Annotated in this window: 20 protein-coding genes and 1 pseudogene; 15 read left to right on the top strand and 6 right to left on the bottom strand. The window is 46.2% G+C overall.

Annotated features, from left to right (window positions below):
• Positions 1-2: 2 nt before the first annotated feature.
• The 12 genes from R7Z77_RS08680 (at position 3) to R7Z77_RS08625 (ending at position 13,198) form a co-directional block, all read left to right on the top strand.
• On the top strand, positions 3-752 hold the full coding sequence (locus R7Z77_RS08680; RefSeq protein ID WP_213967511.1) for an HpcH/HpaI aldolase family protein: 750 nt from the start codon (positions 3-5) through the stop codon (positions 750-752).
• A 150-nt stretch (positions 753-902) separates the two neighbouring features.
• Positions 903-1,859, top strand: a complete 957-nt coding sequence (locus tag R7Z77_RS08675) for a LacI family DNA-binding transcriptional regulator (RefSeq protein ID WP_025768661.1) — start codon at positions 903-905, stop codon at positions 1,857-1,859.
• Between the two features lie 267 nt (positions 1,860-2,126).
• Positions 2,127-3,122 carry a TRAP transporter substrate-binding protein gene (locus R7Z77_RS08670; protein WP_213967512.1) on the top strand — a complete coding sequence of 332 codons (996 nt, stop codon included), beginning with the start codon at positions 2,127-2,129 and terminating at the stop codon, positions 3,120-3,122.
• A 58-nt stretch (positions 3,123-3,180) separates the two neighbouring features.
• Entirely contained in the window at positions 3,181-3,744 is a 564-nt protein-coding gene (locus tag R7Z77_RS08665; RefSeq protein WP_085569423.1) for a TRAP transporter small permease, read from the top strand.
• A complete protein-coding gene (locus tag R7Z77_RS08660) occupies positions 3,741-5,021 on the top strand; it encodes a TRAP transporter large permease (RefSeq protein ID WP_054578612.1) in 1,281 nt (426 codons plus the stop codon). The genes R7Z77_RS08665 and R7Z77_RS08660 overlap by 4 nt, the downstream gene beginning before the upstream one ends.
• A 513-nt stretch (positions 5,022-5,534) precedes the next feature.
• The gene (locus R7Z77_RS08655) at positions 5,535-6,509 is read left to right on the top strand and encodes an ester cyclase (RefSeq protein WP_053307979.1); all 975 of its coding nucleotides are present in this window, start codon (positions 5,535-5,537) and stop codon (positions 6,507-6,509) included.
• A 49-nt stretch (positions 6,510-6,558) separates the two neighbouring features.
• Positions 6,559-7,554: an ester cyclase gene (locus R7Z77_RS08650; protein WP_206970576.1), complete on the top strand. Its 996-nt coding sequence runs from the start codon at positions 6,559-6,561 to the stop codon at positions 7,552-7,554.
• Positions 7,547-9,280 carry a sodium:solute symporter family transporter gene (locus R7Z77_RS08645; protein ID WP_318136645.1) on the top strand — a complete coding sequence of 578 codons (1,734 nt, stop codon included), beginning with the start codon at positions 7,547-7,549 and terminating at the stop codon, positions 9,278-9,280. Before R7Z77_RS08650 ends, R7Z77_RS08645 begins: the two co-directional genes overlap by 8 nt.
• 216 nt (positions 9,281-9,496) lie before the next feature.
• Complete coding sequence (locus R7Z77_RS08640) at positions 9,497-10,504, top strand: LacI family DNA-binding transcriptional regulator (protein WP_017820101.1); 1,008 nt, start codon at positions 9,497-9,499, stop codon at positions 10,502-10,504.
• Positions 10,505-10,650: 146 nt separating this feature from the next.
• Positions 10,651-11,295: a recombinase family protein gene (locus R7Z77_RS08635; RefSeq protein WP_047102429.1), complete on the top strand. Its 645-nt coding sequence runs from the start codon at positions 10,651-10,653 to the stop codon at positions 11,293-11,295.
• Positions 11,292-12,476 carry a multidrug effflux MFS transporter gene (locus R7Z77_RS08630; protein WP_318136644.1) on the top strand — a complete coding sequence of 395 codons (1,185 nt, stop codon included), beginning with the start codon at positions 11,292-11,294 and terminating at the stop codon, positions 12,474-12,476. Before R7Z77_RS08635 ends, R7Z77_RS08630 begins: the two co-directional genes overlap by 4 nt.
• Positions 12,477-12,553: 77 nt before the next feature.
• Positions 12,554-13,198: an START domain-containing protein gene (locus tag R7Z77_RS08625; RefSeq protein WP_017820098.1), complete on the top strand. Its 645-nt coding sequence runs from the start codon at positions 12,554-12,556 to the stop codon at positions 13,196-13,198.
• A gap of 81 nt (positions 13,199-13,279) precedes the next feature.
• Here R7Z77_RS08625 and R7Z77_RS08620 read toward each other — a convergent pair whose 3' ends face one another.
• Positions 13,280-15,034, bottom strand: coding sequence for a hypothetical protein (locus R7Z77_RS08620; RefSeq protein WP_213967515.1), 1,755 nt, complete (start codon positions 15,032-15,034; stop codon positions 13,280-13,282).
• A 427-nt stretch (positions 15,035-15,461) separates the two neighbouring features.
• Between R7Z77_RS08620 and R7Z77_RS08615 the strand changes: the two genes are divergently transcribed.
• Both R7Z77_RS08615 and R7Z77_RS08610 read left to right on the top strand, forming a co-directional pair.
• A complete protein-coding gene (locus R7Z77_RS08615; protein ID WP_053307982.1) occupies positions 15,462-16,415 on the top strand; it encodes a M23 family metallopeptidase in 954 nt (317 codons plus the stop codon).
• Positions 16,319-16,771: a polymer-forming cytoskeletal protein gene (locus R7Z77_RS08610; protein WP_080276973.1), complete on the top strand. Its 453-nt coding sequence runs from the start codon at positions 16,319-16,321 to the stop codon at positions 16,769-16,771. Before R7Z77_RS08615 ends, R7Z77_RS08610 begins: the two co-directional genes overlap by 97 nt.
• An 87-nt stretch (positions 16,772-16,858) precedes the next feature.
• On the opposite strand, the pseudogene R7Z77_RS08605 reads toward R7Z77_RS08610, so the two are convergent.
• Positions 16,859-19,609, bottom strand: a pseudogene (locus R7Z77_RS08605) (M16 family metallopeptidase).
• A 364-nt stretch (positions 19,610-19,973) separates the two neighbouring features.
• Here R7Z77_RS08605 and R7Z77_RS08600 point away from each other — a divergent pair.
• Positions 19,974-21,860: a methyl-accepting chemotaxis protein gene (locus R7Z77_RS08600; RefSeq protein ID WP_182038132.1), complete on the top strand. Its 1,887-nt coding sequence runs from the start codon at positions 19,974-19,976 to the stop codon at positions 21,858-21,860.
• Positions 21,861-21,977: 117 nt separating this feature from the next.
• On the opposite strand, the gene fecE is transcribed toward R7Z77_RS08600, so the two are convergent.
• From fecE to R7Z77_RS08580, 4 genes are all read right to left on the bottom strand, one after another.
• Positions 21,978-22,742: a Fe(3+) dicitrate ABC transporter ATP-binding protein FecE gene (gene fecE, locus R7Z77_RS08595; RefSeq protein WP_064354988.1), complete on the bottom strand. Its 765-nt coding sequence runs from the start codon at positions 22,740-22,742 to the stop codon at positions 21,978-21,980.
• Positions 22,743-22,744: 2 nt separating this feature from the next.
• A complete protein-coding gene (locus tag R7Z77_RS08590) occupies positions 22,745-23,716 on the bottom strand; it encodes a FecCD family ABC transporter permease (RefSeq protein ID WP_005374716.1) in 972 nt (323 codons plus the stop codon).
• Positions 23,713-24,672, bottom strand: coding sequence for a FecCD family ABC transporter permease (locus R7Z77_RS08585; protein WP_372061600.1), 960 nt, complete (start codon positions 24,670-24,672; stop codon positions 23,713-23,715). Before R7Z77_RS08585 ends, R7Z77_RS08590 begins: the two co-directional genes overlap by 4 nt.
• Positions 24,673-24,746: 74 nt before the next feature.
• Positions 24,747-25,670, bottom strand: coding sequence for a Fe(3+) dicitrate ABC transporter substrate-binding protein FecB (locus tag R7Z77_RS08580; protein WP_025768676.1), 924 nt, complete (start codon positions 25,668-25,670; stop codon positions 24,747-24,749).
• Positions 25,671-25,720 lie beyond the last annotated feature (50 nt).

Here is a 25,720-nt window from a genome sequence, read left to right as displayed (position 1 = left end):
TCATGAGCAATTTTAAGCAACGTCTGACTAAAGAAACGCTATTAGGTACATTTGTTAAAACCCCTCATCCTCACATTATCGAGGTATTGGCACTGGCAGAGTTGCCTTTTGTGGTACTGGATGCAGAGCACGCACCTTTCGATCGTTCCTCGCTTGATCTGTGCATCATGGCGGCCAGAGCGAATGACCTCGCGTGCGTGGTACGAGTACAAGACAGCGCCCCTTCAACCATTTTGAACGCGCTTGACTGTGGCGCGGCGGGTGTACAAATTCCCCATGTTTGTACTGCTGAGCAAGCGACGCAACTGGCGAAAATCTGCCATTACGGCGAAGGTGGCCGAGGGTATGCTGGTTCCAGTCGAGCAGCGCAATACGCCACTAAGCCCATGGTTGAACACTTAAAAGACAGCCGTGCGAATACGATTGTCATTGCACAAATTGAAGACCCTCAAGGGGTCGAAAATGTTGAAGCGATTGCCAATGTTGAAGGTATTGATGCGCTCTTCATTGGCCAAGTTGATCTCACTGTCGCTTATGGTGCTGATAGCGTTCATGATGAGAAAGTCGCACAAACAAGTATGCGAGTAATCGAAGCGGCCAGAGCCGCCAATAAACCTGTTGGCATGTTTGTCGCGACGGCTCAACAAGCTCGGGAATGGCGTGAACTCGGCGTTAGCTTCTTTTGTGTTGGCTCTGAACACAAAATGATCATTGATGGCTTCAAGCAAGAGAGAAATGTGATGAATTCTTGAGTTTTCTCTGATATTTACGCCTTATCAATGTAATGCTCTAGACACAGAAATCCCCTAGCCCATACACTCAGCACGTATGAGAAGGTTCAATGGCCTTAAATAAGGAGTATCACCATTAAAGCGAAAGTAACTTCGATCGACGTCGCGAAGATGCTCGGCGTCTCTCAATCGACGGTATCTAGAGCATTCAGCCCGACTGCGAGTATTAGCGAGAAGAAACGCAAAATGGTGATGGATGCCGCAGCTAAGCTCGGATACACACCGAATGCCATCGCCCGAGGTCTGATTTCGAATCGTTCAGGCTTAGTGGCGATTGCGTTAGATAGCGAATCAAACCCAATGTACGACATGCAATCTCGTGCTTTGGCTGTCGAAATTCAAAAGCGAGGCGGACAAGTTGTGCTTTGCCCTATCGACAAGGACGACCTCGATCTCGCCATTTCACGCGCCATTGAATACCAAGTGGACGGACTCGTTATCGCCACCAGCCGTTTAACCTCACGCGCGTTTGCCCAATGCGAAAAGTTTGGCGTTCATTTAAGCTTGATTAACCGCTACGCCGAGGGTATTAATGCCAATAGCTCTGGTATTGATAACCGATTGGCGGGCCAACAAGCAGCCGAGTATTTAACGCAGAAAGGCGCAAAACAGTGTGCTTATATCAGTGGCGATGCAGGCTCCATGACCAGTGAAGAGCGTTGGCTGGGTTTCTCTTCAAAATTGCAAGAACTCGGCTCCCCGTCACCAACCTTTATCCAAGCCAAGTACAGCTTTGAAGCAGGCTTAGAAGCGGCGAAAGCGATCTTGTCGCACACTAGCAAACCCGATGCAATTTTTTGTGCAAACGACATCCTCGCCATGGGTGTGATGGATGGCTTGCGACAAGCCGGAGCAAAGATCCCCCAAGACTTCTCTGTGATGGGTGTAGATAACATTCCGATGTCTGCATGGCCGAGCTATGATTTGACCACCATTGCTCAACCAGTCGACAAAATTGTTAAACGAGCGGTTGAAGATTTGATGAATCGAATCAACGGCAACCTGGATGCAACTGGCGAATACCTTTTCGAGCAAGGCACCTTGATCGAACGTAGTAGCACCATTTAATAAATCCATTTTTATTCATTCTTCATAAACAAAATGCCTTGCTTTCGAGTAAGGCATTTTCTGTGATCACGATTAAATTTTCACCAATCGTTATTTAATTCCTCATCAATTCATCAATCTTGTTATTGACTTGTTACTTTAATGTTTTATTTTGGATTCGTATGCAAAATGGATATGAATTGCTCAACTAATTTATAAAAACATAAAAAGTTGTGTGACTTGCCGACGAATGCCAATGGCAGGTCATACCAGAAACAAGGAAGAACGATGAAGAAAGTAATCCTTACTTCACTTACCGCACTGGGGCTTGCATTTAGCAGTATGAATACGTTTGCAACCAGTGTTATTCGTCTTGCTCATGACAGTCAAGAAACCTCTCCCGTACACAAAGCAATGCTCTATTTCGAACAAGAAGTGGAAGCTCGCTCAAACGGTGAGATAGAAGTTGAAATCTATCCGGCGAGACAACTAGGCGATGTGCGTGAGACGACTGAACTCGTACAGCAAGGCAACTTACAAATGACGTTTGGTGCGTCAGTTTTACTCTCTCCCTACGTCCCAGAGTTTAACGTGCTCGACGTGTTCTACCTTTTTGATAGCGAAGAGCAAGCACACAAAGCGCTCGACAGTGAGAAGATCGGACAACCATTGTTGAATGCTATGGAATCAAAAGGCTTTCATGGACTTGGCTTTATGGAGGTCGGCTTTCGTAGCGTGACCAACAACAAACAGCCAATTGATAGTATTGAGGACCTGAAAGGGCTAAAGATTCGCTCGGCATCTAACCCCACTCAAATAAGCGCGTGGAAATCTATTGGTACTGCGCCAACACCTCTGTCTTGGGGAGAAATTTTCACCTCGTTACAACAAGGCCTGATTAACGCTCAAGAAAGTGCTATCTACTCTATTTATGCCGAACGTTTTTACGAGGCACAAAAGTACCTCTCTTTAACTAACCATATATACACCAACTACGTGTTGTTCATGAACAAATCGTTTTGGGATTCACTGCCGGCCGCACAACAAGCGCTGATCAGTGAAGTAAGCAAAGAAACCATCGCAAAACAGCGTGAGCTCGCCGCGCAGCAAAACCGAGAAGTAATCAAAGAGCTCGAAGCAAAAGGCATGACGGTTAACATCGTCCCAGACGAGGTACGCAGCATCATGAAAGAGAAAATGAATGCGGCCGTGTACCAGGACTTGCGCAGTAAAACGGGTAAAGACTTGTTTGACAACGTGATGGCCGAGATAGAACGCCTATAACTCCCACTCTTTTGCACGATCTGGCAACAGGTCGTGCTTTCTCGTTTTGGAGGTGAACATGAAGTGGTTTCGCTTACTAGACAAATACCTAGAACCAACCCTTATCGTTATCGCGATCTCAACGATGACAACTTTACTGTGCTTGCAAATCGCCCTACGCCTGTTCGATGCAACGATCGCGTGGGCTGAAGAGCTGGCTCGTTATTTATTCGTATGGGCGATGTACCTGAGCATCAGCTACTGTATCCGAGATGATCGACACATCCGCATTCGTGTGTTCATCGATAAACTTCCGGGCAATTGGACGCAATTCAGTTTGATTGTCTCTGATCTTATCTACCTTGCCTTTAGTGCAACTGTCGCCTGGTTTGGATTTAAGGTTATAAACCGCAGCCTGCAACTCGGTCAGATTGCTCCCGCAATGGAAATACCTATTGCTTGCCTGTATGCGTCCGTTTTGGTTTGCGCAATCTTAAGCTGCGTACGCTTGGTAACCAGCATTTATCAACGTGTGAACGCGTGCTCCACCAGCAATGAACGAGTTCGCTTTTCTCGCCAACGCTATCGCCATATCAAAGCAAAGTATCGTACTTCTAACCGACTATTGGAGTTTAACGCATGACGTCTGCACTTTTGTTTGGCAGCTTTGGTCTGCTTCTGCTCATTGGCGTTCCGGTCGGTATTGCTCTGGCGGCAGCCAGTATGGTCGCGATATTAAGCCTGCCATTCCTTAACATCGAGTTTTTAGTACAAGGCTTGGTGACAGGGCTCGACTCCTTCCCTCTCCTCGCCGTCGTTCTTTTTACCTTAGCAGGTAACCTTATGAGCCAAGGAGGGATCTCAAAACGATTATTGCATGTGGCGGAGGTCTTCTTTGGCCACTTTACTGGCGGGCTTGGTATCGTGGCCATTGTGGCGTGTATGTTCTTCGCATCCATCTCTGGAACAGGGTCTGCCACTGTTGCCGCTATCGGCCTGACGATGATTCCTTCGATGGTGAAGAAAGGCTACGACCGCAGCTTTGCAGGTGCTTTAATCGCGTCCTCCGGCGGAATTGGCGTCATTATTCCACCCTCTGTGGTGATGATCGTCTACGCGATCACTGCTGAAGTCTCCGTCACTAAGATGTTCATGGCGGGCATCATTCCTGGCTTGGTCGTCGGTATGGTTTTGATCGGCTATTGTCTAATTGTCTCAAAATTGCGGGGCTACACAGGTAACGAGCGCAAAGCGACCTGGGCAGAGCGTCTTGATGCGCTAAAAGAAGCCAGTTGGGCAATGCTACTCCCCGTGATCATTCTCGGCGGTATCTATTCCGGTATCTTCACACCTACCGAATCAGCCGCCATTGGTGTGCTCTATGGCTTATTCTTTGGCATGTTTGTTTATAAAGAGCTCAAACCAGCGCAAGTTGTGAAAATCATTCTAGAGTCGTCACTGTTAGTTGGCGCAGTACTCGTCATTGTGGGTGCGTCCGTGACGTTTGGCCGCATATTGACCCTAGAACGTCTACCGACCGAGATTGCTCAGTTCATTCTATCGATTACTGAAAACAAACTTCTGATACTGCTTTGCATCAATGTCCTGTTGTTGCTTGTCGGTACCTTTATGGAAACGCTGGCAGCCATTGTTATTCTCACGCCAATTCTGTTACCCATTACGTCAGCACTCGGCATGGATCCCGTTCATTTTGGGATCGTGATGATCGTGAACTTGGCCATTGGCTTTGTTACGCCTCCTCTGGGTGCCAACCTGTTTATGGCAAGTCAGGTAGGCAAAGTACCGATAGAGTCGCTCTCTAAAGCCATCATGGGTTGGATTGGTGCAATGATAGTGGCCTTGATGTTGATTACCTTCATCCCTGCCATCTCGCTATCATTACCTGCGCTTTTATCCTGATCGTTGCACTCATAGAGCGCTTATGACTGTTATAGCCACTAGATAAACACCTTTCTAGTGGCTTATTCGTTATCTACTTCCGATTTAATAAAAAAGCCTTTAAGCATTCGTATGCAAAGGGAAAATCTGAAAGATATTAGGATAATTGACACCAAAATAGCTGAATATTAGCGATAAAGTCTATTTGGGTGCCTTGATCTGCATGATTATCAGTTTTGGCTTAATCATTTGTTTCCATTCAAACAGATCAAAATAAATTAAGCGATTAAAAAACAATAAGATACTAGAAAATTCATACAAAAAACTTTGACCTCCTTTCTTATTAACACGTCTCGATAAGAGATAGCTTCCATCTCGCCTGTACTTTTTTAGTTTATTTTCCGCTCAATTGTTAAAAATCTGATCATCAGCACGCTATTTAAACAACCGAAAAACAATCCGTTGACAAAATGGCAACATGATATATTTTGAATACGTAATCAAAACATAATTATTCAATTACGGAGGTGATTTATGGCCATGGTTGGCTTCGATGAAAAGTGGCGTGATTTTCCCGACTACATTCTTGGTATCACAAAAGAGATTTGGGAAGACCGAGGTTTAAACACCTTAGAACACTACTACTCTCCCGACATTGTTGTGCGTACTCCACTCTCTATCGTTCAAGGAAACGAAGGGGTGATCAGTGCAACAATGGCGACACTGGCCGAGTTTCCCGATCGCACGCTATATGGCGAAGACGTCATTTGGTCAGGCACCCCGGAACAAGGCATGCTTTCTTCTCATCGAATCATCTCTACTGCAACACACAGTGGCAACGGCTTCTACGGGCAAGCCTCGAACCGCAAAATTCGTTTCCGTATTATCGCAGATTGCCACGCTATCAATAACCAAATCAATGACGAATGGTTGGTTCGCGATCAAGCCGATATCGCGAAACAACTGGGTATGACGTCAGAAGAGTTTGCACGCCAACAAATCGAATTTGAAGGTGGCGTGGAATCAAGCCCATTTCCGTTCACACCTGAAGTCGACATTCCTGGACCTTATTTGGGCGTAGGCAACGACAACGAATATGGTCAGCGATACGAAGCAATTCTCAGAAGCCTTATGAATGCCGAGTTCTCTATAGTACCGAAAGAGTACGACCGCGCTTGCATCGGCGAATACAGTGGCGGTCAAACTGCCCTATCACACTCGGAAGTCGATCATTTTTGGATGGCACTTCGTGCGTCTTTCCCAAATGCTCAATTTACCGTTCACCATCGTATTGGCCGAGATGACGACATGATGTCACCACGCGCGGCAATTCGATGGTCTTTGCACGGTAAGCATGAGGGATACGGGATGTTTGGTAAGCCTTCAGGAAAAGAGGTTTACATCATGGGGATCAGCCACGCTGAGTTTGGCCCTTGGGGTCTTCGTCGCGAATTCACTTTGTTTGACGAGACCGCAATCTGGAAGCAAATCCTGCTACAACAAGGCTAACGGCTGACTAAACACTATTTATTAAAATCACAGACAGTAAGGAAGCAACATGTCACTCAACATCATCGAACAGTTCTACCAGAACTACTTCAAAGCCGCAGACATCGAGCAAAAACAGGCCGCTCTGCAAACTTTGAACCCTGACGTAAAATGGTGCGTGGCGCACCCTGTGAACGATCTTAATGGCCCAGATGCAACCCACGAATCTTTCCTCTCACCACTTGTGAATGCTTTGCCTGACGCCGAGCGCCGACCAATAATTGTGATGCACGGCGAATACGAAGGCCGCACTTGGTACAACTCTACCGGCTACTTTATCGGTACATTTGAACAACCACTGTTTGGCATCCCAGCAACAGGGAAAACACTCTACTTGCGTTACACCGAAATGGTGTGTGTGGAGAACGACCAAATCACCGAATCTTACATGATCCCAGACTTCATCGACGCGATGAATCAAGCAGGCTGCAACCCTCTTCGTAAAAGCTTAGGTCACGATGGCTTGGTTCCTTCTCCTGCGACTTCTGACGGTATTCAACAATCTGTTGTGTCTTTGGGAGAAAGTGAAAAGAGCGCCCAGCTGGTTGAAGATATGCTGTCTTGCTTGGGTCGTTTTGATGGTCAAGATCTTTTCTCGATGGATTTAGAAAACTACTGGCACAATGACTTCATGTGGTACGGCCCTGCAGGTATTGGTACTACGCGCGGTATCAAAGGTTTCCGTAACCACCACCAAGCACCATTCGTGTTCGCCTTCCCTGATCGAAGTGTCGATATTGAGGTCAATTTTTTGGCCAAAAATGACTACGTATCCACAGGTGGTTGGCCACATATGCATGGTACTCACACTGGTCACAGTGGCTGGCTCGGTCTCGCCCCGACAGGAAAACACATCGAACTTCGCGTTATGGACATTTGGCGACGCGAAGGCGATTTACTGAAGGAAAACTGGGTGGCGATCGACATCGTTCATATCCTGCTGCAGCTTGGCTATGACGTGTTTGCACAAATGAAAGAACAGTTAGAAGGACCTAATTATGCATGAGTTTGGCGCACTTAACTGGAGCATCCTTGGGGGATACATCGCCCTAACGCTAGTATTGGGTGCGGTGATTGGTAAGCGAGTAACTTCAGCTAGCCAATTCGCTTTGGGTGATAAGAGCATCCCTTGGTGGGCGATCGGTATTTCTGTCGTTTGTACTTACGTGAGTGCCATGTCGTTCCTTGGCGGGCCAGCTTGGTCTTACAAAGAAGGCCTGTCGGTTATCGCGATTCACCTCAATTATCCGCTGGTGATCTTCTTCATCGTGGCTGTGTTTATGCCGTTTTTCTACAACAGCGGTTTAACCTCCATCTACGAGTATCAAGAACGACGCTTCGGTAAGGCTTCACGACTGACTTTGTCGTTTATCTTCCTTATCAAACAAGCATTGAGCTCGGCAGCCGTACTCTACGCGACAGCAATGATTTTAGAGTTCATTACTGGTATCGACGTGATGTACTGCATCATGATCGTCACTGCAATTGCCCTTATCTACACCGTAATGGGCGGTATCGCGGCTGTCATTTGGACCGATGTGATTCAAGCAGTAATCTTATTTATTGGCGCATTCATCATCATTGAAGCCGTTTGGAATGGCATGCCTTCTCCAATGACGGAGGTCATGGCAGAGCTCAAAGCGAAAGGAATGACCGATGCCCTACAGACAAGTTTTGACCTAAGCCAAGTAACGACGGTATGGGCTGGCGTTATCGCAATGACGATGTTCCACACCACCGTGTATGGCGGTAACCAGATGATGGTACAACGTTGTATGGCCGCGAAAAACATGGGCGATGCGAAAAAGGCAATGTTGATGATGGGCTACGTGGCCTTCTTTATTTACTTTGTCTTTATCTTGCTTGGCGTCCTATTCAGCGCTTATTACGACGATAAAGAGTTTGAAAATGGCAACACCATCATTCTTCATTACGCGAGTGAATATGGAATGCCAGGCTTGATGGGCATCATTGCCGCTGCGATTCTGGCGGCAAGTATGTCGAGTCTCGATTCCGCCTTTAACTCAATGGCGACCGTTTCTGTGGCTGACTTTTACAAACGCTTCTACAAGCAAAACGAGTCGGAAGAGCATTACTTAAAGGTATCGCGTTTCTTCACGGTGGCGTGGGCGATTTTGGTCATCATTCCAGCGATCATGTTTGCCACCAGCACCGGCTCGGTACTGGAAGTGCTGAGTAAGGCAGGCTCTTACTTTGTCGGTGCGAGCTTCTGTATGTTTGTCCTTGGGTTCTACTCAAAACACATTACTGAAAAAGGCTTGTTGATTGGCGTTGCTGCTAGCTTCTTGGTGATTTGGTATGTAGCCGTTGCGACCGATATTGCGTGGCCTTGGTATTGCGTGATTGGCGTCCTTGTGAATGCCGTTGTTGCTTACATTGCTAGCCTTCTCCTGACGGGTAAACAAGATGAAATGCATCTTTACACAGTGAAAGGCCAGCAAGCGGAATATGCTCGTCTAAATAAACCAATCAAGGAAGATGGTTGGTATGTCGTTCCCGGCAAAATCGATGCTCCATGTTATGGCTTACTAGTGATGTTTGTGTTCTCTCTCGTGATGCTTTGGGGGATCAACGCGTTTACCGACAACGCTCCTATGCTGATTAACTTTATGCGTGGCTGCTCTATTCTTGTCGCAACCGCTTGCATCGGATACATGGGGTATTCACTCCTCTCCCCGAAACGTAAAGTTGCAGTCAAACAAGCAAATTAATGTTCTTTACGTAGATACTGTACGTCCAACAAACGGACAGTATCTACGCTCTAGCTCTAGTGCTAGCTCAAAGCAAATCGAATGGGTTAACCCACATTTTGCTTTTTAATACTCCAAAGCCATTATTCTACTTAGGATACCCGTTAGAACATTTATGAATACGTACCTATTTATGCTAGTCTTATGACCTCAATTACTGGCAACTAAGTTTTATTCATGAAATCAATTAAACACGTAGTCACATCAAAAGATGTGGCAAAGATGGCAGGCGTCTCTCAATCTACTGTATCGCGCGTGTTTGTTCCGGGTAGCTCAGTATCCGAAAAGACCAAGCAAAAAGTCTTTGAAGCGGCTAAAGCCCTTAACTACCGCCCTAACGCCTTTGCACGTAGCCTGACCACAAACGAATCGAAATTGATAGGTTTGGTGTTTCCTGATGCGGATTACCCTATCCATATGAAAACACTGCAATTAATTTCCAGTGAGTTACAGAAAAAAGGTTATTCTGCCGTATTGATTCCATGGCAAGTGGATGAAGAAGAGGGCCACTCAATCCCAAATATCTTCCAGTATCGCGTCGATGGTGTCATTGCTGCTTCCGCAACCTTCAATAAGTCCCTTTATGAAGAATGTGAAGAGTTTAATATCCCAATTGTTCAATACGCACGAGTTGTTGAAGGTACTAGGAGTAGCTACGTTATCAGTGACAACTACGAAGCAGGCCAACAAGCTGCGCAACTTCTGCACAAAAGTGGCGTGAAGAACGCGGTTTATTTGACGGGAGAAGTGCCAACCTTTACGAATGACGAACGTCAAAGCGGCTTCTGCTCTGAATTTGAAGACCTAACCGGCAAGACGCCACGCATCATTGAAGCCAGCTATGACTACGCGAGCTCACTTGATAAAGTCCGTGCCATACTGGCAGACAAAAATCGGCCTGAAGCGGTGTTCTGTGCAACCGATAACCTTGCGATGGCGGTCATGGATATCGCCCGTATAGAATGCGGGTTGAGGATTCCTCAGGACTTACAAGTCATTGGTTTTGATAATATTCCTCAGACAGAATGGTTAAGCTATCAATTAACCACGTTCCGCCAGGATTTCCGTCGCCTCGCTCGCGAGTGCGTGAAGATCATTGTTGATCAAATTAATACGAAAAACGGCAGCCTAGTAAAAATGATGGTGCCAGTGAAGTTAATCGAGCGCCAGACAACAAAAGCTTAAATAGCTATAGCCAGCCATTCGGTTGGCTTTTTTATTTGCCTCTGACTCCCAAACGGCTCATTTAGTGTTGTAAGCATTAATGAACCCATGTATATTTATGAGCTATTACACTATATGAACCAAACAAAAAGAGGCTCATAATCCTTATGACCACGTATCTTTACACTCGTTATTCGCCAAAAAATCGAGCTTACCAAGAGCACCTTAATACTCTAAAAGCTTTTGCGCCCGAAGCTCAGCATTTTGAGGATAAGGTTCGTGGTTGCATGCCTCCAACCGAGAGAGAGGCATTCTTACGACTGCTCGATTCCGTCAGAGCTGGGGATACGATTGTGCTCTGGTGGCTGACCGCATTTGGTCGCGACTTTAGTCAAGCATTGAACACGATAAAAATGCTACTCGATAAAGGGGTAACATTGAAAACTGTATGTGAATCAATAACTTTTGAGCCAGGTTCTGTTCAGACTCAAACACTACTCACAGTGTTATCTGGATATGGGAAAGTGCAGACTGAACATCGCCTGTTTGCCGCAGAGCAAGGGCGACAGGCCATTAAAGAGCAGCCAGAATTATGGAAACAGAAGTTTCGCGGCCGCCCCGCAAACAAAACCAAACACCAACAGATCGCAACGTTACTGCTAGAAGGCTACACATTGCAAAACGTAGCAGAGCAATGCGAAGTCAGTCTATCGACTGTGAAGCGGGTCAAAGCAAAGCTAAATGAAGTGGATGACGAAGGCGGCTTAAGCTCACGACGCCAAAAAGGTTGTTTGAATGGAGACCAGTCATGAGTCGCCCAATCAACTTTCATACTATACTACTCGCCTGTCTTATTATTAGCGTTGGCCAGTTGAGCATGGGGCTAGTTATGCCCTCTTTGCCATGGATAGCAAAAGACTTTTCCATCTCCCTCGACCAAGCTCAACTGCTTGTGAGTATTTATTTGCTCGGCTTCGGCCCCTCTCAATTTATCTACGGGCCAGTGTCAGATGCTTTAGGACGAAAAAGAGTATTACTTACCGGTTTACTCATCGCGATGTCTGGTCTGCTGATAATTATTTTCTTCAGTGACACATTTACAGGGATGGTGATGGGGCGCTTTTTACAAGGGTTAGGTACAGGATGCTGCGCGGTACTCGCGAGGGCGTCGACTCGAGATAGATTTAGCGGGGATGAACTCCCAGTGGCAATGCCTTACATCGCCATGGCGGCTTCAATCACGCCACTTATTGCACCTGTGATTGGCGGCTTTATCAACTTCCACTTCGGTTGGAGTATGGTGTTTATTTCTCTGTTGGGCTATGTCTCGCTGGCTTGGGTAATCATCGCCTTTAAGTTCACAGAAACCATCACAAAACGTTCTGTCATTCCGTCACCCCGAAAAATGTTACTCCAATACAAGAGCTTACTTACGTCTCGTTACTTTATGAGTTTCGCCAGTATCAGTTGGTTAAACTTCAGCTTAATGATTACGACAGTCTCTGTGATGCCATTTATCATGCAAGATCAAATTGGCATGACCTCCGCTCAATACGCGATGTGGGCGCTCATTCCCGCTTTGGGTATGTTATGTGGTACCACGATTTGTAACCGAGTAAGGCCAATTATTGGCAATAAAAAAATGCTGCTCTGCACCCCATTTCTTCACCTCGCTGCCGCAATATGGTTATTTTTCTGTCCTGTTGAGCCTCTATTTCTGATGCTAGGACAGCTATTAATGATCTTGGGTAATGGTATTGCCCTACCTTGTGCACAAGCGATGGTAATGCAACCTTATAAAAAGCAAGCAGGTGCCGCAGCGGCAATGTCTGGTGGTGGACAAATGGTCGTCTCCTCATTGGTCAGCTTAACTCTGGTGCAGCTTGGATTGAGTCAAGCATGGCATCTAGCGATCGTTATCGTAATATTTGCATCGCTTACCTTCACCAACATTCAACGTGGCTTCAGTGCAGAGCAACCTTCAGAACGATAACAAAAAACATACTATTGTCCTTATAGTTACGACAAATCGTATAAACTTAAATTTAGGAAAAGTTGGCGGATACTAACATGATGTTGCATTTAAGAATGGGCGCCTTAACACTCGCCACATTGATATCCGCTGGCACTGATGCGAGCGCCAACGAGAACTGGCAGTTCGAGAGTGACAAGAATGGAATCACAATTTACTCCCGAGAACATAGTGACGGTTTAGTTGAGATCCGTGCCCGGATGTTCACACCCACCAGCTATGGTGCATTTTTAACGCTACTGGAAGACAGTGACAATATCCCGAACTGGATTGACAATGCCAGTCATAGCCGGGTTTTAAATCAGATATCGGCCACCGAGAACATCGTTTACACCCAGTTTAAAGCACCATGGCCTGCCAAAAATCGGGATATGGTCACCTACTCAAAGTACTGGGTCGATGAGCTGGGATTCACGATAGAAATCAAAAGCGCACCTGACTCATATCTTGCTGAACAAAATGGTTATGTTCGAATTCGCTCGGTTGATGCGACTTGGGAGTTACAAAAACTCACAAACGATACAACACTCGTGGAATACAAGGCGTTTGCTGACCCCGGAGGTCTATTGCCAAACTGGCTGATCAACAAACTCTCAAAAGAAAGTGCATGGGCGACATTTAGTAATTTAAGAAAAGAGTTACCTGAATATCAGCAATACTCTCATCCTCAAATAGATGAGTAAGCGTCGCTCTTCCCACTCGCTTTTTAATACGGTACATAATAACAAAAGGCGGCTTCAAGCCGCCTTTTTCTACGCAATGTGTTACTGCTGTGCAACCGTTACAGGTTTAGTTGCACCGCGGTAATCAAACTCAAAACCAATACCTTGGTCTGTCACGTCCATCGTCATACCACCAACAAGCTCGCCTTGTAAGCTTTTGACAACATCATCCGGAACCGGCTCCCCTGTGATTGACGACGCACTCTCTAACACTTCCAAAATACGCTCTGAATCAAAATCAAAGCTGAACAAGCCATTTGGAGAAAGTGATTGCGCCATCACTTCTTTGCTTGCTTCCGCAGCACTATCACCACTGTAAAGGGTGAAATGGTTTTCGTTTAGACGAGCAAACACGTCCACCTTCATGCCAGTATGCATTTCTAATAGGTCACTGACATTAACAGGTTGGTTATCCGGTTGAATTTGCAATTGAGCAAGTTCAGGAACGAACATTTGCGCAGTTTGAATAAGCATCATTGGATCATTGGCAGAAAGAGACAACATACCATCTAGCTGGCTAAATACTTCACCATGCTGAGCATTAGTATCTACTTTGATATCAAACATTTGCAGGCTTAACCCTTTAAGGCCATTAACCATGCCTGACCCCATGCTTACAGCGGCTGCTGGATTCTGGCCGCCCATCTCTTGCTGCATTTGTGTCAATAAAGAGCATTGATATTGAGGCTGGGTCAAGTCAGCCCAAATCTGACCAATCGATGGCGCTAGAGTATTAATGTCTAAACCAAGCGCCATACTAAAGAAACTCTTATCACTTTTAGACTCAGCCAATACACCACGAATCGACTTGAGCGCATCTAGAATCACTTTATTGTTGGACTCAACAACAAAAGAACCTTTAATGAACGCCTGATCGCCTTTCATCTTGTATTCTGCAAACGCGACGGACTGAGGCCAGTTTTCTGCAACTTGAGTAAGCTCAGTATGGCAGGCTGGTGAACGCATTTCCTCAATCGTTGGTTCAGGATCTATTGCATCCAACGTGCTGATTTGACGAGCAAACATATTGCCATCTTTCGTCGTCAAACCTTTAATCACTTCGCGATGATCAAAGTAACTAAAAGAGTTGTTGTTTTCACCGTATTTGGCTTGCAACGCCTCAAGGCGTCCACTGTCAGCAATATTTTGACTTGGTGCTTCAAGCCCTAATGCCATTTTAATCGGGTTTTGAACGCCCAGTTGCGGAACATCAACCGTTAACGTAAGCACGTTATCAACCACGGCTACAACCAAGCCAATACCGTCCTGCGGGTCAATTGAATCAGTCATCTCGTAACGACGATACTCGACGTCACCAAGCTTAACCAACTCATGCTTAGCGCCGCTCATCTGCTCTTCATGATCCAGTGTTTTCCATAACGCGGCAGGGTCTTCAATATCCACTTTGTACACCGGTACCATACCAATTGTGTACAACACAGGATTAATGTTTTCCCCGGTGCCCAAATAAGCTTTTAATGTTTCTGGCGACGCAGCACTCTCTAGGTATCCATCGAATAAGTTAACTGCAAACTGCTGTTGTGGAGACAGTGGTTCATCGGCAAAAAGTTCTGCAATCGAGCCTTGATTCGCCGTACCGAATGCGTTCATGTATTTATAATGGTTAAAAGGTTCTGTCTGATACGTCACCATAAGTGAATCTGCAGGAACTTGCGTTAACAGTGAGCCTGCATCACTCGCGGTAGTATTGTTTTGGTACAGGTAGCCAGCGCCCCCTGCTGCTGCGACCACTGCTGTAGCCAATAGTAGTTTTTTCACGACCAACTCCGTTGTCATAGTTATGTGTTCCTAAACGAAATGTAACGCTTAGGTTTAAAGCCAATGAATAGTGCTTTATATCAACCGCTATCATAAACAAGTTATCGATGTAATGAATGTCGGTTTGATAAATTATCCAACATTTATAAGGCAAACCGTGAAGTAAGTTGAATTGCGTGCGGATGCTATTGGCAATATTCACAATCCAATTTCTCGGATAACCGCCTTAAAAATCATAATATTCAGTTAAATGAAGCGATTTGGAGTAATTACGACCAAAATCAGCAGAATATTAAATCTTTATTGAGTCTTTTATCTAATATCTGAAAACGCCTCACGACCTGACACTTCTTTCCAATTTGCCTCTGGCGGTCCCTACTCGTTTTCCTTACATTCCTACTAACTCAGTGACGAGACGTATACCAAATACGAGCAATAGAAGACGATGAAAGACCAGTTGACGATCTCTATATCAACTATCAATGGCTCAAGACATTGGTACTTCAGTAAAAGGATGCAACGCAACATAAAAACGTTTTTCGTTTTTTTTGTTGTTGCTCTGGCCGCGACCGTAATCTTAATTCATCACTTGTACACTCGCGTTGATAATGCAGCGTTAAAACAAGCTGAATTGACAGAGCATTCACGCACCATGGGTGAAGAGCTCAGCACACTGAAAACACTTAAATCAGAGCTAGAAAATGACCTTTCAGAACGGGAAGAACGGGTACAACTTGTTTCGGAACGTTTGGGTGAATTAGAGAAAGTGCTTGGGGTTGGAGAACATACCTCGACAAATAACTTGGATGCTAGGCTCGATGCGGCGGCGATAACCTCAAACGTTCGCATGGTGTTATTAAACCAAATACCAAGTGGCTCTCCAGTCGGCAAGGTACGGCTATCTTCCGGATTCGGTAAGCGTATCCATCCGGTGACAAAAGTTGCCAAGATGCATCGTGGGCTCGATTTTGCCGTAAATATCGGCACCAAAATTTATGCCCCTGCCGATGGGGTAGTGGAAGTCACCCGCCGCAGTAATAAAGGCTCTGGTAACTTCCTCAGGCTGCAACATTCTTTCGGTTTTTCGAGTTCTTATTCGCACTTGAAAGCGTTCAAAGTAAAAAGTGGTCAGTTCGTCAAAAAAGGGCAACTGATTGCAATTTCCGGCAACAGTGGGCTCTCTTCTGGCCCTCACCTGCATTACGAGGTGCGATTTGTTGGGCGAGCACTGAATCCGAAACCATTTGTCGATTGGAGCCTTAATGATTTCGAAGACATTTTTACTAAGGAGCGAAGAATACGATGGGAATCTTTAATCAAAACAGTGGAACAACGAGTAGCTCAGCAGCTTCAACTCTCATCGCCAAAGGCTGTTCTCTTAGCGGAGAACTCAAAGTAGAAAACGATGTCCAGATTGATGGCATCGTCGATGGTCAAATTAACGTGGAAGGCACTCTCGTTGTCGCAGAAAGCGGGCGAGTAAACGGTGAAATTTACGCTAAACAGCTGATCATTAACGGCATGATGGACGGAAACTGTCACGCAGAACACATTCAAGTGCTTGCCAAGGGACGCGTAAGCGGTAGGATCTGGAGCAATAACCTCAGCATTGAACCTGGTGGCAAATTCTTTGGTGAAGCAGCCGAATTACCTGAAAAGGAAGTGGTAACGCTCAAGGGTAAGGCTCAAGACAGTGCGATCACAAAAGAAAACAACACCAACAATGAAAAGCGACTTTCGCGTAAATCAGCATAAAAGCTTTGATTAAAGTGCTTAAAAAAGACGGCTTTCACGCCGTCTTTTTTATTACTATTGCCACGATTTTCGTCAGAAACTACGTGATTATTCGGCCGGATTTAAAACCATCACCGAGCGTTTTGCTTGTGGACCAAAAGCTGATTTTGCATGCGCTTTCACTTCATCTAACGTCACACTTTTAGCCACTTTCTCAACGTCAAGTAACACATCGACGCCGTAATCATGCACCAAATAACGAGTATATGCCCATGATCTCTGTGCTGGGTTGTCATCCAATCCTTGCATCGCGACTGCCAGTTGTTTCGCGGCCGTATCCACTTCTTTTTGGGTAATATTTGACGCTAAATCATCAAACACTTTGCCCAGTTTACTCTCTAAAAGTGCCACGTCTTCGGGCTCAACTTGAGACTCCAAGAGCCAATCAGAGGTGGGTTCGCGATCTTGTGTCATGGTGTAAATGCTCGGGCTGTAATCAAGGCTAGACTCTTCTCGCACAATATCCAAAACACGTGCATTACTAATACGTTGCAAAATATCTTCGATAACCGTGTCTCTTGCCGTACGTTGGTAATCGCTCGTATTAGTCAAACGCATTACATACAACGATGAAGGTTCATGCCCATCCGCAACCACAGTTCGCTCCGGCACTTCCGGGTTAAACGCAACGTGATAATCAATCGAACGACTCGGTTTCATTTCGATAGAGGCCACATACTTACGCAAAAGTGGTGTAATTTCTTCCGGCTCTACGTTTGCAACAATAACCATCTTAAAGCCATCATTGGTTTTGAAAAGTTGCTCATGCACCGCTAGTATCTGCTCGGAAGTCACTTGTTCAACATCATCACTGGACACTATACGATGACGACTCCCCGGCAAATAAGAATTGCCGTTTGCTTTTTGAATCAGTTTTCCCATCGGTGATTCAAAAAAAGCGCCGCTCTGCTGTTTAAACTCTTGCTTCGCTGCCGCCATCTGGCGCTCGTCGACTTTAATCTCCGTCGCTAGGTTGTATAGTCCATTCAAAGCATCAGTTAGGTGCGTATTTGGCGCCGTAATTTGAGCTCCGTGACTGGTCGCATCAAGCATCGCGCCAAGCGCAATGTTGTTTTTGCGTAAGTAGCTATCTAGCTCTGAACCAGAAAATGTCCCTAACCCACTGCGTATTGCCGTTGTTGCTGCGATTTCATAAGCGGCATACAACGTCGGATCAACAGCGGCTTTACCACCTTGGCTCGCATAGTAAATATACGCTCGACCACCCGCTTTAGTATCTTTTTGGAACCACACTTCGATACCGTTTGATAGCGTATAGACTTGAAAACCACCCGCTTCCTGACGCATGCTCGTGATGCTGCCTTCCTGGGTAGGCTTTAAGAATCCATCCACTTTGTCATACATCTCTAACGGTTTTTCGCCAGTTTGAAGATAGGCACTGTTTAGAGCGGCAAATACACCATTGAACTGTTCTGACGTTTCGCTTTTCCCCAAACCAATAAAAAAGCTTGGCTGCTGAGATAACAAAGCCGTCAATTGTGTGTTAATGCTCTCTAAATTCTCGTTGTTGATGAATTCTGCCAAACTCTGGGCATAATTCTCTTTTGATTGGCTGACACTGTCTTGTCCAATTTGAAAAACACGTGCTTCTGCGTAACTGTTTGGCTTACGCTGACTCTAATCTGAATCAATATTTGCAAGTTCACCTTGCCAATTTGACATAACGCTATCTAACTCGGATTGAGTCGCACCATAATCTCTTAACGACGCCAAGGTACGAATGAAAGTCTGGTGCATTTGTTCGCGGCGATCTGGTGCAAACGAAATCCCTGCCGACATCATACGCTGATAGTTAGAGTAATAGGGCTCTGCATAAGCGTATTGAAAAGGTTCAGCGGCATCACTGAGTACACGGATCAAACGCTGTTGAATGAGTTGTGTTGCGACTTCATCACGCCACACTTCATGTTGTTGCTCAATCGTCGCGCTGCCACTTAGACCACGCTCAATCACTAAATGAAGACTTGGTGATTCCATCGTGTTACTTGGCAAGATTCTGTTTTCGTTGTTCACTCGAATATCACGGCGCTTCTCTATTACCGTATCCGAGGTACTTTCCCAGTTCGAGAACTTGCTTTTGATAATCTTGGACAGTGAATCTACGTCGATATTACCAGTCACAATCAACTCGGCATTTTGTGGCTGGTACCACTTGTCGTAAAACGCCTTTAACTTACTCGAGGAAGCGTTTTGAATCGCTTCGCGAGTACCAATTGGGTCATGTTCACCATACATAGTGCCTTCAATCGAGGCTTGGTAAGCATGCATAGAAAAGGACTTATCATCTGGATTAGCACGTCGCCATTCCCCAAGAATCACCCCTTTTTCTTTCTCTACTTGCTCAGGAGCAAACTCAAGTCCGTTACCGATATCTCTCATCCACTTCAGGGCATCTTCTAGCTTCGTATTATTCGCAAGGTCAAGTTGGTAAGACGTTTGCTGATAACTGGTAAAAGCGTTGATATCAGCGCCAAAGCTACCACCAGATTGCTCAAAAAGTTTGACAACGTCGTTACCGGTAAAATGCTCACTACCATTAAACGCCATATGCTCAACAAAGTGAGCGTAACCCTTTTGAGAAGATGTTTCTTGGAATGAGCCGATATTCATCACCAAACGGACCGAGACTTCTTGGTCTTCTGTTGGATAGAGATGGTATTTCATACCGTTCGATAACTGGTCCACGTGCCAGTTGGCGTCAGGTTGAATCGGCGTCGACTGTTGTATCAGAGCACACCCTGACACTAATAACGCGGGGACTAACAATATACTGCGCATAACGATTGCCCATAACAATGATTAAGCTAATCAATATATATCCGGTGCTATAACCTTCACATTTTTAATGGATTATCAGACACGCAAACGTGATAAAGATCACCATTTATTGAAATCAATTCTCATTTACAAAAATCGACAAATCCTTACTTTACAAATACATAAATAATATCGTTCCAAATCCTTTTGCTTATTTGGTGTAAAACTCAAATTCGCGACATGGAGTCAGTATTTATTTTGAGCAATAAAATATAATTATTGAACAGATTCGAATCTGACTTTCTGCTGCATATTCAACAGCGCAGAGAGCACTGATGAGAATAAAAACACAACAACTATTATTCAAAGATCTATTATTCGCTTTATGTTCAAAAATCTATCATTAAAAAACAAACTGGCAATCTCTGCCAGTGCCGCCATCATTCTAGGGGGAGTGCTGGTAGAGGGGCTGTCTTTTCGAGATTCATTAAATAGGCTCGATGTCGAAGTCGCACAGCGACTAGAAAGCACTAGCGCATCTTACAATCAATACGTAAAGGACTGGCTACTCTCTAAAGAGCGCGCACTAACTTCACTCTCTTCTGATTCAGAGAAACGTTCTCTGGTTACGCATTTGAAACAAGTCCGAGACTCTGGCGCGTTCGATAACGTTTTCCTCGCTTACCCGGACGGGTCACAAGACAACGCTAATGGGGTGGTTTTGCCACCAGGTAATAACGATCCTCGTAAGTGGGGCTGGTACACCAATGCAATCGCCAACCCATCGAAAGTCTTTATGGATAACCCGACCGTCGCAGCTGCCACGGGGGCTAACGTCGTGTCGCTCGGTAAAGCCCTGCAATTGCATGGTCAAACCGTCGTTCTGGGTGCTGACGTAGAGATCGGTGATATCCTGAACAGTCTCAACCAAGTGATCCTACCGGGTGAAGGTTATATGTTTATTGCCAATGAACAGGGCAATATTTTCACTCATAACAACGGTAAACTGCTGAATCAACCGGTTAGCAAGCTGGGCCTCAACAACAACGACATTACGTCTGCCGCACGTTCAGGTACAGAGCGTCGCGTCTCTATTAACGGCACCGAATATGTGATTTACGCGCGCCACATAGAGGGTACCAAGCTCACAACAGTGACGGTGTTAGATCAAAACTCGTTGGTTGCCCCACTTTACGATGCTGTTTGGGATCAGATCATCGCAACCACCATCGTCGTCGTTATCTGCGTAGCTTTGTTTAATCTGCTATGTAACATCTTGTTCCGTCCGCTCTACAACGTTTCGAATGCGCTTGCACAAATCGCAAACGGTAGCGGCGACCTAACTCAACGTATCAAAGTAGAAAACCGTGACGAAGTTGGTGAGCTGGCTGAAAACTTCAACCAGTTCGTTGAAAGTTTGCAGCAACTTATTGGTCACATTCGTCACCAAGCGGAAGAACTGAGCCAACAATCGGAGCTGAGCACGACTCGCGCGAATCAGTCGGTTTCTGATCTGAACCATCAGCAACAAGAAATCACTATGGTGGCGACCGCTGTGACCGAAATGGCATCGGCAACGCAAGAGATTGCCGCACATGCAGAGCAGACGGCTAAAGCCGCTCAAGACTCTTCAGCAAGCACACAAAATGGTCATGAGTTGGTGATCAACTCCAAATCGTCCATCAATAATTTGTCTTCTGAAGTCAACCAAGCGAGCGTTGTCATCGGTGAGCTCAACCAGCACGCGCAAGACATCTCAACCGTGCTATCAACGATTCGAGACATCGCAGAGCAAACCAACTTACTGGCTCTGAATGCGGCGATTGAAGCGGCGCGTGCAGGAGAGCAAGGTCGCGGTTTTGCCGTTGTTGCAGACGAGGTTCGCGTGCTATCACAACGCACACACACCTCAACCGAAGAGATTCGCTCGACGATCGAGACCTTGCAGCAAACCACACAACGCGCAGTGACCATCATGGATACAAGCTCTCAGCTCGCGCAAGGTTCGGTGGAAGATGCAGATCGCGCAGCACTGGCTCTGGATGAAATCAACGCGGCCGTTGCGCTGATCAGCGATATGGCAACGCAAATCGCGACCGCCGCCGAAGAGCAAACGCACGTAACCAATGAAATCACGCAAAATGTCACGTCCATTAAAGATGTGACCGATCACTTGGTAGTTGGTGCCGAAGAATCGATGAATCAATCTGCTGAGCTGAAATCGCAAGCTGAGGATCTCAACTCGAAAGTGGCGACGTTTAAACTGGCTTAAACGCCACATTAAGGACGCTCTTAAAAACAACAAACCCCGCTAGCAACTTTGTTACTAGCGGGGTTTGTTTTTATGGATCGACGTTTTTATTGCAGATAGCTTTCCAAAGACGTAAACCTACACCGCCACACACATCGGCGTGCCTGAGATTGGGTCATTAAATACTCTCGCTTGTAAATCAAACACCGATGACAACATGCCTTCTGTCATTACCTCTTGCGGTGTTCCCTGCGTGACTAACTGACCTTTTTCCAACACCACCAAATGATCGCAGTAACGGCACGCTTGGTTTAGATCGTGCAGCACTACGACCACTGTTTTGCCTTTGTCGTTCATCTGCCTCATGAGTTTCATCAGCTCAACTTGGTGAGAGAGATCCAAGTAAGTGGTTGGCTCATCAAGCATCACTACGTCGGTATCTTGCGCCATTACCATCGCAATCCACGCTCTTTGCCTTTGACCGCCAGACAACGATTCAACTGGCTTGTCAGCAAACTCAATCACGCCAGTATCTTGCATTGCTTGCTCGACCAAGGCTTTGTCTTGTTGACTTAACCTGCCCCAATGAGAGAGATAAGGCGAGCGGCCATATTCGACCAGTTTTCTGACGGTAATACCTTCAGGACTGACAAGAATCTGCGGCAGCAAAGACAACGAACGCGCCAAGCGTTTATCACCGTAGCTGCTTAGTGGTTTGTCGTTATACAACACTTGGCCAGAAGCAGGTTTATTGATGCGTACCAAGGTTTTTAATAGTGTCGATTTACCGCAACCATTTGGACCAACTAGTGCGGTAATTTTACCTTGAGGAATCGACAAAGAGAGATCTGGAATGATGGTCTGTTTGCCGTACGCGACGGATAAGTTCTGCGTTCGTAACATGCTTACCAACCTCTGTAACGATACAAAAGAAAAATGAAATATGGTGCGCCAATAACAGATGTTAGCACTCCCGCTGGTAGCTCAATTGGCGGCTGTAAGCCTCTCGCTAAACCATCGGCGCAAATCACCAACAAAGCGCCAAGGGTTGCAGCGGCTGGAATCAACAACTTGTGGTTGTGGCCAAACAGCAAACGCGCAAGATGCGGCGCAAGCAGGCCAACAAAGCTGATCGTGCCTGCCACAGACACACTGATGCTCGCCAATAGCACGGCAGCAATCAGCGCAAGAATTTGGATCTGTCTTGGTTTCGTGCCAAGTGTAGTGGCGCTTTCTTCTCCCAGTCCCATAACATCTAGCCGCCAAGCCAGCCAAAACGCCAATGGCAGTAGCAGCAATAAAGCACTCCAAATAAACGGCACTTGTTGCCAGTTTCGTCCCCACAAACTGCCGGTTAGCCATACCATCGCCGTGTTGATTTCAATAGGGTGCACAATCAGAAGAAAATCGATACCGCTGGCTAAAAATGCGCTGACAGCAACACCAATCAGCGCCAAACGTGCTGGTGTTGGTTTCGACCAGTAAGCCAGCACAGCAATAAAGCCAGCAGCAAGCAAGCCTCCCGCCATGGCGACCATCGGCAACATTGCCACTGGCGCATTCGGATACAGCACCAAACAAGCGGTAGCCGCCAGTCCTGCTCCGGCGCTTATCCCCATTAAATCTGGTGAGGCAAGTGGATTACGGATGACGCCTTGAACTAAAACGCCTGACAGCCCCAACCCAGCGCCCACGCCAATGGCGAGCAACATTCTCGGTAATCGATATTGGTGAATCACAAAGTCCGAGTCAGAGAAAGAAAACAGTAATGCAAAAACCTGTTGAGCCGACATGTTCGCCGCGCCAACAAACAGCGTGAGAGAAGACGTAATCAGCAACAATCCAACTAATGCAAACAGTTTGGTTTGATTCATCATGATGATTTCCTCATTGCAATCGCGATAAAGCAAGGTGTGCCCAACAGCGCGGTAATCACGCCCACTGGCGTTTCAGCCGGAAAAGCAATCGCGCGTGATAAAGCATCTGACCACGTCACTAATGTCGCGCCACACAAGGCGGAAACCGGAATGAGAATGTGATAGTTGTGACCAACAATCGGGCGCACCAAGTGCGGCACTAACAACCCGACAAAGCCAATTGGTCCAGCAATCGCTACGCTAGTTCCTGCCAACAGCACAACCGATAAACCACTGATAAATCGCGTAAGACGAATGTTACCACCTAGCCCAACAGCAACTTCGTCCCCCAACGCGAGTAAATTTAAGTTTCGCGCTAAGCCCATGGCGAGCACCAAACCTAAAGTCGCAAAAGGCCACAGTTGCTGCCACTGCTCAGAATCTACCGCAGAGAGTGAACCCGTTAACCAATGCAACACGCTGTAAGCCATGTCATCCGCCAAAATTACCGACGCACGAGTTAACCCTATCAGCAGTGCACTGATGGCAATGCCCGCTAGCACTAAACGCAATGGGTGAGAACGCGCGGAGAAAAAACCGCCCAACAACATGACCGCACCACCACTTAGTAGCGCGCCGAGTACTGCGTTGATGATTGGGTTCAATTGACTAAAGAATGGTACGCCGATAGACGCCAAGGCCATAAAACAAGCCGCACCAGCATTAATGCCGAGAATGGATGGCGACGCCAAAGGGTTACGAGTTAATCCTTGCATCAGCACTCCGGATACCGCAAGCGAAGCGCCAATTAATAACCCAGCATAGGCACGAGGCGCACGCAGCGTCGCGAGGATTTGATGCAGCATATTGCCCTCAGCAAACGCAAACCAATAGCTTGTCAGATCATTAACGCTCAAAGAAAAGTTGGACCAGCCAATCATTGAGGCTGCATAGCCTGAGAGCGTACACAACGCCATAGCACAGACAAACAAGCTCGCTTTCCAATGCGATTTGCTAACCGAAGACGCGCTTTCCGAGCTTATCGCCGAACTCATGAGCGCTCCAATAACGCTTCAAGATTGCGGGCAATTTCTTCCGCAGCCAACATGCCGCGATTTAACGACCACAGCTCAGGAGAGACCTCAACAAGTTGCTGTTTTTTCGCAGCGGTTAGCAGCTTAAATAATGGGTTTTTGCGCCACTCATCCACAATATTTGGTTGAGAGTAAAGTCCAACTAACAACCAATCAGGGTTGGTTTTTAGTAAAAGTTCGAAACTGGTTGGGATATACGCTTTTTGCTCAGATGGAGCCAGCGGGCTTTGGATGCCCAGCATACTCAAAACGCCCCCAGCGTAAGAAACCGGGCTATGCAACCACATCCCTTTGTCAGAAACCACACCAAACTGAATGGTTTCCTGTGTTGCAAAATGCTGTTTGAACTCCGCCATTGTCTGTTTGTGCTGCTCAATTCGTTGTGTCATTTTCGCTTGTTTGCCAATTGCCACGCCGATTTTGTGTGCGGATTCGAGATTTTCTTGATATGTCTCACCACGGCTTTTTAACAGCAAAGTTGGCGCAATTCGCTGCAAATCTTGATAAATTGCGCGATGACGTTCTGCATCAGCAATGATCAAATCCGGCTTGAGCACCGCAATCGCCTCTAAACTCGGTTGCGAGCGCATGCCGACCGATTGCCAAGGACCAACCTTGGCACGAACAGCAGGAATGACTCGTGTGGCATCGTTGTCATCGGCGACGCCTACAGGTGAGACATCGACTGCCGCTAATGCATCGACAAACGAAAATTCTAAAACCACAATACGTTGAGGTATCGCTTCTAGCTCAAAAGTGCCTTGCTCATCTTGCACGCTGCGCGCCTGAGAAAATGCGCTAAATGACATCAAAGCTGAGCTCAACAGCATCAGCAAAACTGTTGAAAAGTGTTTGATCGTAAATTGTTTTTTATTTTTCATCTTGCTTTTTTCCAGTGCTAAGAGTTTTCCATTACCTAAGATCGGCAAAG

The sequence above is a fragment of the Vibrio sp. 1401 genome, from assembly GCF_033340295.1.
This window is presented reverse-complemented; position numbering and strand designations above follow the sequence as displayed.

Coding starts and splice junctions, on each gene's coding strand:
- R7Z77_RS08680 (WP_213967511.1), top strand. CDS start 3: ATGAGCAATTTTAAGCAACGTCTGACTAAAGAAACGCTATTAGGTACA.
- R7Z77_RS08675 (WP_025768661.1), top strand. CDS start 903: ATGCTCGGCGTCTCTCAATCGACGGTATCTAGAGCATTCAGCCCGACT.
- R7Z77_RS08670 (WP_213967512.1), top strand. CDS start 2,127: ATGAAGAAAGTAATCCTTACTTCACTTACCGCACTGGGGCTTGCATTT.
- R7Z77_RS08665 (WP_085569423.1), top strand. CDS start 3,181: ATGAAGTGGTTTCGCTTACTAGACAAATACCTAGAACCAACCCTTATC.
- R7Z77_RS08660 (WP_054578612.1), top strand. CDS start 3,741: ATGACGTCTGCACTTTTGTTTGGCAGCTTTGGTCTGCTTCTGCTCATT.
- R7Z77_RS08655 (WP_053307979.1), top strand. CDS start 5,535: ATGGCCATGGTTGGCTTCGATGAAAAGTGGCGTGATTTTCCCGACTAC.
- R7Z77_RS08650 (WP_206970576.1), top strand. CDS start 6,559: ATGTCACTCAACATCATCGAACAGTTCTACCAGAACTACTTCAAAGCC.
- R7Z77_RS08645 (WP_318136645.1), top strand. CDS start 7,547: ATGCATGAGTTTGGCGCACTTAACTGGAGCATCCTTGGGGGATACATC.
- R7Z77_RS08640 (WP_017820101.1), top strand. CDS start 9,497: ATGAAATCAATTAAACACGTAGTCACATCAAAAGATGTGGCAAAGATG.
- R7Z77_RS08635 (WP_047102429.1), top strand. CDS start 10,651: ATGACCACGTATCTTTACACTCGTTATTCGCCAAAAAATCGAGCTTAC.
- R7Z77_RS08630 (WP_318136644.1), top strand. CDS start 11,292: ATGAGTCGCCCAATCAACTTTCATACTATACTACTCGCCTGTCTTATT.
- R7Z77_RS08625 (WP_017820098.1), top strand. CDS start 12,554: ATGATGTTGCATTTAAGAATGGGCGCCTTAACACTCGCCACATTGATA.
- R7Z77_RS08620 (WP_213967515.1), bottom strand. CDS start 15,034: ATGACAACGGAGTTGGTCGTGAAAAAACTACTATTGGCTACAGCAGTG.
- R7Z77_RS08615 (WP_053307982.1), top strand. CDS start 15,462: ATGAAAGACCAGTTGACGATCTCTATATCAACTATCAATGGCTCAAGA.
- R7Z77_RS08610 (WP_080276973.1), top strand. CDS start 16,319: ATGGGAATCTTTAATCAAAACAGTGGAACAACGAGTAGCTCAGCAGCT.
- R7Z77_RS08600 (WP_182038132.1), top strand. CDS start 19,974: ATGTTCAAAAATCTATCATTAAAAAACAAACTGGCAATCTCTGCCAGT.
- fecE (WP_064354988.1), bottom strand. CDS start 22,742: ATGTTACGAACGCAGAACTTATCCGTCGCGTACGGCAAACAGACCATC.
- R7Z77_RS08590 (WP_005374716.1), bottom strand. CDS start 23,716: ATGATGAATCAAACCAAACTGTTTGCATTAGTTGGATTGTTGCTGATT.
- R7Z77_RS08585 (WP_372061600.1), bottom strand. CDS start 24,672: ATGGCGTTGTGTACGCTCTCAGGCTATGCAGCCTCAATGATTGGCTGG.
- R7Z77_RS08580 (WP_025768676.1), bottom strand. CDS start 25,670: ATGAAAAATAAAAAACAATTTACGATCAAACACTTTTCAACAGTTTTG.